This window comes from Deltaproteobacteria bacterium (assembly GCA_009930495.1).
Taxonomy (GTDB): domain Bacteria; phylum Desulfobacterota; class Desulfovibrionia; order Desulfovibrionales; family Desulfomicrobiaceae; genus Desulfomicrobium.
Genome location: RZYB01000138.1, coordinates 1 through 7,171, shown reverse-complemented (window position 1 = coordinate 7,171; position 7,171 = coordinate 1). Strand labels below are relative to the sequence as shown.

At 61.7% G+C, this 7,171-nt stretch carries 4 protein-coding genes; 2 read left to right on the top strand and 2 right to left on the bottom strand.

Annotated features, from left to right (window positions below; translation table 11 throughout):
- Positions 1-2,348, top strand: a 2,348-nt coding sequence (locus EOL86_10735) for a GNAT family N-acetyltransferase (GenBank protein ID NCD26048.1), incomplete at its 5' end; no start/stop codon positions are given.
- 152 nt (positions 2,349-2,500) lie between these two features.
- Positions 2,501-3,787: a citrate synthase gene (locus EOL86_10730; GenBank protein NCD26047.1), complete on the top strand. Its 1,287-nt coding sequence runs from the start codon at positions 2,501-2,503 to the stop codon at positions 3,785-3,787.
- A gap of 109 nt (positions 3,788-3,896) precedes the next feature.
- On the opposite strand, the gene EOL86_10725 is transcribed toward EOL86_10730, so the two are convergent.
- Together EOL86_10725 and EOL86_10720 are read right to left on the bottom strand one after the other, a co-directional pair.
- On the bottom strand, positions 3,897-6,278 hold the full coding sequence (locus tag EOL86_10725; protein ID NCD26046.1) for a 4Fe-4S dicluster domain-containing protein: 2,382 nt from the start codon (positions 6,276-6,278) through the stop codon (positions 3,897-3,899).
- 13 nt (positions 6,279-6,291) lie between these two features.
- Positions 6,292-7,171 (bottom strand): glutamate synthase (locus EOL86_10720; GenBank protein NCD26045.1); only part of this gene is annotated, 880 nt, incomplete at its 5' end.

Below are 7,171 nucleotides of genomic sequence, written 5' to 3'. Positions count from 1 at the left end.
TCGACGAACGGATTCGCGAGGTGGTCCGCGACAAGGATATCCGCGTCCTGGGCCCGGGGAGCCTGGGCATGATCGTCCCGGCCAGCGGGGTCAACGCCAGTCTGTCCCGCGTCGGGGCCAAGGAAGGGCGCATCGCCTTCGTGACCGAGTCCGACAGTCTGTTCGAATCGGTTCTGGACTGGGCCAAGACCAACAACGTCGGATTTTCACATTGCGTGTCCCTGGGCCGGCAGCTGGACGTGGATTTCAGCTCGGTGCTGGACTACCTTGGTTCCGACCCGGCCACCAAATCCATTCTGCTCTACGTCGAAACCATCCAGGACGCGCGCAAGTTCATGTCCGCAGCCAGGGCCAGCGCCCGCAACAAGCCCATCCTGGTCATCCGCCCGCGCCGCCTGCCGTGCGACCTGCGCGACGCCAGCACCGACCTGACGGAAATGGATCTGGATCACATCTATGACGCCGCCTTTCGCCGGGCCGGCATGGTCCGCGTGGACGACATCGATTCCCTGTTCGAGGGCGCGCGTACCTTGGCCAATTACAAACCCCTGCGCGGCAATGGTCTGGCCATCATGACCAACGGTCAGAGCATCGGGCTCTTGACCGCCGATACCCTGATCGACGGCGGCGGGGAGCTGGTGCGCATCACCGAGGAAACCCAGCTCAAGCTGGAAGAAATTCTGGGACAGGAGCGCTGCTCGGACAACCCCGTGACCCTGCCCTACGACGCCACGCCGGACATGTACGCGCGTGTGCTCGGCGTTCTGGTCCGGGCCAAGGACGTGGGCTGCGTCTTGATTCTGCATGTGCCCTTTCAGGGGACGAGCAGCGTGGAAATCGCCCAGGCCGTGGCCCAGGTCGCCAAGACCAGCCGTTGCCTGGTGCTGGCCAACTGGCTGGGCGAGGAGACGGTGCAGAACACCAAGGAAATTTTCGAGGACACGGCCATTCCGGTTTTCGATCGTCCAGGCAAGGCGGTCATGGCCTACCTGCACATGCAGCGCTACAAGCGCACGCAAGGGATCTTGATGCAGACACCGGATTCCCTGCCGGCGGATTTTTTTCCAGACACGGACCATGCCGAGGGAATTATCAAAACCGCCCTGGCCGAGGATCGGGGGCAATTGACCGAAGAGGAGTCGCGGCTGGTTCTGGCCGCCTACGGCGTGCCGGTGGTCGAGACGCGGATCTGCAAATCGGCCATGCAGGCCGTGGACGCGGCCTCGGAGCTGGGTTTTCCCGTGGCGCTCAAAATCCGCTCGCCGCAGATTTCCCAACCCTTCGACATCGGCGGCGTGGCCCTGGATCTGACCACTCCGGACTTGGTTTTCGAGGCGGCCGCCAACATGGCCGCCCGCGTCCACACCCAGGTCCCCAACGCCTATATCGAGGGCTTCACGGTCCAGAAGATGGGCCGGCGACCCGGCGCCCACGAGCTGTTTATTTCGGTTTTCACGGACAAGACCTTTGGCCCGATCCTGCGTTTCGGCCACGGCGGCGTCGCGGCCTCCATTGTCGACGATCAGGCCGTGGCCCTGCCGCCCCTGAACATGAGTCTGGCCAAGGACATCATCTCCCGCACCCGGATTTTCAAACTCCTGGCCGGTTCCCGTCGGCAGGCGCCCGCGGATATCGATGATATCTGCATGGCCCTGATCCAGATCAGTCAGATGGTCATCGACCTGCCGCAGATCGTGACCCTGGAAATGAATCCGGTCTTCGCCGACGATAAGGGCGTTTTGGCCCTGGGAGCCAGGATTTGGATTCAACCGGCCACGGTCAGCGGACCGGAACGACTGGCCATCCGGCCCTACCCGCGCGAGCTGGAAGAATGTGTCCGGTTGAAAAACGGCGAGCAGATTTTGCTGCGCCCCATTCGGCCCGAGGACGCGGTGGCGCATCTGGCCTTTATCCACGGCCTGTCCGAAGAGGATTTGCGGCTGCGTTTTTTTGGGCTGGTCCAGAGTTTCGTGCTCAACGACATGCCCAAGTTCACCCAGATCGACTATGACCGGGAAATGGCCTTCATCGCCACGCGCATGGTGGACGGCAATCCCGAAACCCTGGGCGTGGTCCGGACGTCCACCAAGCCGGACAATTCCGAGGCCGAATTCGCCATTATCGTCCAATCATCCATGAAGGGCACGGGCCTTGGGTCGCTGCTTTTCGAAAAAATGATCCGCTACTGCAAGAGCCGAGGCACCCGCTATTTTGTTGGCCAGACCATGCCGCGCAACAAGGCCATGATCGCCCTGGGCAAACGCTTTGGTTTGGAAGTGTCCCATAATTTCGAGGAAGAGCTGGTCGAAATGCGCCTTCCCCTGTGGGAATGGGAACCAAAGCGGTAACCCCCGTCCCGCCCGTCCGAGGATGGGCGGGACTCGCTTCTAGATAATCCAACCGATTTTCGTTAAACGATCGTTTTCCGGCGCGACCAATGCGTCCGAGGCGAACGAGAGACGTCTCTTTCCTGGCAAGGAGAGAAGATGGAGGAGGTTTTATGCACAACAAGGATATTGCCATCCTGACCATCGACGGCCGGAGTTTCGAGTTGCCCGTTGTCCGGGGAACCGAAGGCGAGGTGGCGGTGGACGTAAGCAGTCTGCGAGCCAAGTCCGGAGTGATCACCCTGGATCAGGGCTATGCCAATACAGGATCGTGCTACAGCGCCATCAGTTTTGTCGATGGCGAAAAGGGAATTCTCCGCTATCGAGGCTATCCCATTGAACAGCTGGCGGGCCAGAGTTCCTTTGTCGAAACGGTCATGCTGCTGGTTTTTGGCGAGCTGCCAACCCGCGACGAGCGGGCCGATTTCCGCATCCTGCTTGGCGAGCAGGCCTTGCTGCACGAAGACTTGATGCACCATTTCGAGGGTTTCCCCCCGCATGGGCACCCCATGGCCATCCTTTCGGCGGTCATCAATTCCCTGGGGGCGTACAATCCGGACCTGCTCGACATCCAGACCGAGGAGGAATTCCGCAAGGCCGTGGCCAAGCTGATCAGCAAGGTCCGCACCATCGCGGCGTTCAGTTATCGTAAATCAGCCGGGCTGCCGATCATTTATCCGGACCCGAGCCGGTCGTATTGCGAGAATTTTCTGCACATGATGTTTTCCGTGCCCTACAAGGAGCACGTGCCCACGCCCGAGGCCCAGAAAGCCCTGTCGCTGTTTTTGCTGGTGCACGCGGATCACGAGCAAAACTGCTCCTGCTCCACGGTGCGCATGGTCGGATCGAGCGAGGCCAATTTGTTCGCCTCGGTGTCGTCGGGTATTTGCGCTTTGTGGGGACGACTGCACGGTGGCGCCAACTCCGCCGTGATCCAGATGTTGGACACCATCCACAAGGGCGATTTTTCGGTCAAGGAATGCATCGAGCGGGTCAAACGGAAAGAATTCCGACTGATGGGATTTGGACACCGGGTGTACAAGAACTTCGATCCCCGGGCGCGCGTGCTCAAAAAATGCGCCACGGATTTGCTGGATTCCCTGCACATCAAGGACCCGCTGTTGGATATCGCCCAGGAGTTGGAGGAGATCGCCCTGAACGATGATTTTTTCACGTCCCGCAAGCTTTACCCCAACGTGGACTTCTATTCCGGCCTGATCCTGCGCGCCTTGAACATTCCGGTGAACATGTTCCCGGTTATGTTCGCCATGGGCCGCATGCCCGGCTGGATCGCCCATTGGCACGAGCAGCATCTTCAGGAGGACACCCGCATCCATCGCCCCCGTCAGATTTATGTCGGGCCAAACGCGCGCGACTACGTGCCCATGAAATACCGCTAGCCTAGCTGGAAATCATGCTGCCTGAAACGCGAAAACCCCGTCCATGGACGGGGTTTTCGCGTTTCAGATTCCAAAGAAGAACCGTCTCTTTTTCATGAACGGATTTCGTTCAACCCAAGGGCGTGTTCGGAATAAGCGTCCAGATGCCGCACGGACAGGCTCCGGCGCAGAAGCCGCAGCCGATGCATTTTTCCGGATCGCAGACCATGGCGAACTCGCCCGCCGGCAGGGCTTCTCGGGAGATGGCGCCGCGCGGGCAGACCGCCTCGCAGATGCCGCAATCCCGGCACACGCCGCAGGACGAACACTCGTCGGCGCACTGGTCCAGACTTTCGAATTTGCTCAGGCGCGGATCGTAGTAGGCCAGATTCATGCGCGAATAATCGATGGTTTCGGACATGTGGTTGCCGGGGTCCATGTATTCGAGCCGTGTCTTGAGTTCCTCGGCCATGTCCTCGGTGACCGAAAGGGGCCGCTTGCCGGTGATGATCTCGTCGATGGCCGTGGCCGCGCGACGACCGTCGCCGATGGCCTGGGTGAGTAAGCCCAGCTTGACCAGATCGCCGATGGCAAAAACCTTCGGGTCCGTGGTCTGGTTGACGTCGTTGACCTTGATGAAGCCGCGCTCGCGGGCGATGTTGTCCGGAATGGCCTCCAAATCCGGAATATCGCCGATGGACACGATAACCGTGTCCGCCGGCAGAACCCGGCCATCGGTCAGGACCACGCCCTCGGCCGTGATTTCCTTGGTGAAACACGGCCACAGGAACTCGGCTCCGGCCTTTTCGGCTTCCTCGCGTTCCTTGCCGAAGGAGGCGGGCTTTTGCACGTCAATGACGGTCAGGCTGGTCGCGCCCAGGCGTCCGGCCTCGGAGGCCACGTCGCAGCCGACATTGCCGCCGCCGATGACCACCACGCGACCGCCCACCGTGGCGTCGCCGTGCTTGCAGGATTTCAGAAAATCCGTGGCCGGGATCAGTCGCTCGTTGCCGGGTATGGGCAGGGTGCGCGGACGCTGGGCGCCCGTGGCCAGGACGATGAAGTCGTAATCGTTTCTGATGGCCTCGAAATCCTCGCGATTGAGCTTTTTCTCCAGGCGCACATGGGGGATGATTTCCCGCGCCCGGTCCAGTTCCGCCGCCAGCACTTCCGGCGGAATGCGGTTGGCCGGGATGGACGCCTGGAGCTTGCCGCCGAGCTTTTCATCCATGTCAAAAACAGACGCCCTGTGCCCCTTGAGCCGCAGCTGCCAGGCCACGGAAATACCGGCCGGGCCACCGCCGATGACGGCGACCTTCTTGTCCGAGGACATGGGCAGCATGGGCGGGTTGGCGTTGATGCCTTCCTTGCCGAGCATCTTGGCGTCCACGGGCTTCAGATTGCCCAGGCCGCGCGTGCATCCTTCCATGCACAGGTTGGGACAGAGGTAGCCGCAGACCGTGGCCGGGAAGGGCGTGTATTCAAGGGACAGATCCACGGCTTCGGCCAAGCGGCCCTCGCGGATGAGCTGCCAGCGCTTCTGGACCGGAATACCCGACGGACAGCTGGCCTGACACGGTGGCATGTATTTGCAATTTTCCCAGACCGGCACGAAACGCCGCAGCTCGCCGGTGGTGACCAGGCCGATGGGCGAACGGTCCACGGAGGTCAGGTCGCCGACCAGCCCGCCCCGTCCCAATTCCTTGTCCCAGACGTGGGCGTGAAAATCGGCCATGGACAGTCGTTTTTTGGTCAGCTTTTCGTGCGGAGTCTTGGCCCGGACCATGTGCCACCCGGCGCGGTCGGCAAGCGCGTCGAATAATTCCGGCTTGTTGATTTTATTCAAGTACAACTTGAGGTTTTCCGAGAGCCAGGTCCAATCCTCGTCCAAGATCGGGGCGTGCACGGCATCGGCGGCGCTGACGACCTGCTCTTGGCCGCGATAGAAAATCCGGCCGCCAACCATGCCCACGCATGGGCGATAGCCCAGAACATTGGCCGCGTCTGGGGCGTTCACGCCGCAGATCACGGCCACGCCGCCAGCCATGAACTCGGCGAAATAATCGCCGGTCGCACCCAGCACCCACAGTTCCGGCGCGGAAAAACGCGGGTTTTGCTTGGTCATGGTCATGCAGCGCGAGCCGACATGGCCGGCGATGAACACCCTGCCCTGGGCCATGGCATTACAGATGCCGTTGCCGGCATTGCCGTGCACGGTGATCTCGGCCCCTGCATTGAGCCAGCCAATGTCGTCCGAACCCGGCCCCATGACCTCGATGGTCGTGCCCGGGCACCCCAGGGAGCCCAGACGTTGCCCTGATGCGCCGGTCACGGTCACGCTCACGGGTTCCTGTTCGGAAACCCAGAGGCGGCCGCCGATGCCGTGCTGGCCAAACGCGTCCACCGTCAGCGCGCGCATTCCGGCCTTGACGGCCTCCTGAATGCGCTCCTCAAGGATGCGCGATTCCAGGCGCACGCCGTTTTCCTGTCCTGAAATGAGTATATTCTGCATGCTTTTCTCCGTCCTAGACCACGTATTGGATGGCCAGTCTGTCGGCCGCGTCTTTGTCGGCAATACCCAGGGCGTCGGACATGCCGATGGGCAGGGACGTGGACCGGCCCAGGGGGGCGACGATCTTTTTCAGTTCCGTATCGAAACTGACGTACAGATCGACCAGCCGTTCGGCGACCTTTTCCGGGTCCAGCCGTCGGTACACGCGCGGGTCCTGGGAAGTGATGCCCTTGGGGCAGACGCCGATATTGCAGACGTTGCAGCGGTCGGATTCCGAACCCACGCATCCGGCCGCGGCCTGCATGACGTACTTGCCGATCTGCACGGCCGAGGCCCCGAGCATGATCAGGGCGGCCGCGTTGGCGGCCAGATTGCCGTTCTTGCCGATGCCACCACCAGCGATGAGCGGCACTTCGTTCTGTTTGCCCAATTTGCACAGGGTCAGATACGCGTCGCGAATATTGGAGGCGATGGGGCTGCCCATGTGGTTCATGGACACGTTGTAGGCCGCGCCCGTGCCGCCGTCCTCGCCGTCCACGGCCAGACCCGCCGCGTAGGGATTGCGGCAGAGGTTGTTCAGCACCGCGTTGGTCGAGGTCGTGGCCGAGATTTTCGGATAAACCGGCACGCGGAAGCCCCAGGCCATGGACATGGATTGAATCATCTTGGCCACGGATTCCTCGATGGAATACTGGGTCTGGTGCGTCGGCGGGCTCGGCAGGCTGACTCCGGCGGGCACGCCGCGAATGGCCGCGATGAGCTTGTTGACCTTGTGCCACATGAGCAGGCCTCCGTCGCCGGGTTTGGCGCCCTGGCCGTACTTGATCTCGATGGCGCAGGGGTCTTCCTTCATGTGCGGGATGGCGTGGATGATCTCGTCCCAGCCAAAATAC

Coding starts and splice junctions, on each gene's coding strand:
- EOL86_10730 (NCD26047.1), top strand. CDS start 2,501: ATGCACAACAAGGATATTGCCATCCTGACCATCGACGGCCGGAGTTTC.
- EOL86_10725 (NCD26046.1), bottom strand. CDS start 6,278: ATGCAGAATATACTCATTTCAGGACAGGAAAACGGCGTGCGCCTGGAA.